Genomic DNA, 1,289 nt, shown 5'->3' with positions numbered 1-1,289 from the left:
CAACCGCCATCGGTACTATGATCCAGAGACGGGACGCTTCACCACCCAGGACCCGATAGGACTGGCCGGCGGCGAAAACCTGTACATGTACGCCCCCAATCCGACAGGATGGGTGGATCCGCTGGGGCTGAGTGGGTGTTGTGGTGGCAACATATTCTCAAACAGAGCTGCGCGACTGGAAGTTATGCGCCAAGAGAATATACCAACGAGCCAACAACCCTTCTCCCAATCTAGGAATGACTCTGGATACGAGTATCGATACGACAGACCAACGCCAGGAGGGGGAACAGAAGTTGTCTCCGTTCAGCAACAGACCATGGACAGAAGCCATCCTGGTCAAGGGCATTGGGAAGCGGGGGCAGTAAAAACAGATCCGCTCACAGGTGAAATCAGACTCAATGACTATGGTAGGCCGAAACTTACCAATGCGAAATCGAAGGTCGACTACATTGACTAAGAGCGAAGTGCGTAGACAACAGCTATTGAATATGCCGTTTTATTTGAAAGAACTGCAGGCCATATCTGGGAAAAAAGTGAGAAAGGAAGACCTAACCTCTCTGGAAGAAAGTTCCATCATCCAAGAAAAATCATTAAAAAAAACAAGGAAGCACAAAATAAAAATAGCCATCCCCTTCTCCACCAAATCAAATGAAAAAATTAAATCAGCCGTATCATTATTTTACAGCCTTAATTCAGCGCCTATATACATATGGACACCAAGATCAAAGTACTGTGGGACACTAAAAGAAGAAAGCATAAAGAACATAAATCTTAATTTTCCGTTTGATATAAACAAGGAAGGAGTTATTGTCTTTATTACTGATGACCTGCAAGATAAAATTTTATTCGACTTTTTTGAGTCAAATGACGGAAAAAAAATGCTCGAAATCGAAATCGAAGGTAACAATTGGCCTAAGGCATTGTTAAAACATGGTTCCTCGCCGTTGGGTGTGGAGAGCGACTGGGAGAATATCGTGAGATCGTGACGCCCCAATAGGGGCTCTTCGCCGTTAGGGGCACGCCCTCCGACGCCACCCGCTGGCGACGCGAGCGCCCCCGCGATCACCTCGACCACGGGTCCGAGGAGCGCATTCGCCTCGATTACCCAGGCGCACCGGCCAGCCTGTCGCCGGCCATGGGCAACCTGCTCAAGCGCTACGCCTGAAGTGACCCCCTCCATAGCTGCACAGGGTATAGTGCAGTCATCAGGAGGACAGGATGAGCGACGACAACTCCATCAAACGATGGACCGCGAAGCGCAAGGCTGCCGTGGTCATGGACATCTTCAA

Annotated in this window: 2 protein-coding genes; both read left to right on the top strand. The window is 49.2% G+C overall.

Annotated features, from left to right (window positions below; all coding sequences use genetic code 11):
- The coding region (locus NH448_RS23450; RefSeq protein ID WP_253029602.1) for an RHS repeat-associated core domain-containing protein at positions 1-457 on the top strand (457 nt) is incomplete at its 5' end.
- The gene (locus NH448_RS23445; RefSeq protein ID WP_253029601.1) at positions 450-986 is read left to right on the top strand and encodes a hypothetical protein; all 537 of its coding nucleotides are present in this window, start codon (positions 450-452) and stop codon (positions 984-986) included. The genes NH448_RS23450 and NH448_RS23445, both read left to right, overlap by 8 nt.
- Positions 987-1,289: the final 303 nt, after the last annotated feature.

The organism is Halomonas sp. OfavH-34-E, from assembly GCF_024124525.1.
Taxonomy (GTDB): Bacteria; Pseudomonadota; Gammaproteobacteria; order Pseudomonadales; family Halomonadaceae; genus Halomonas; species Halomonas litopenaei.
This window is presented reverse-complemented; position numbering and strand designations above follow the sequence as displayed.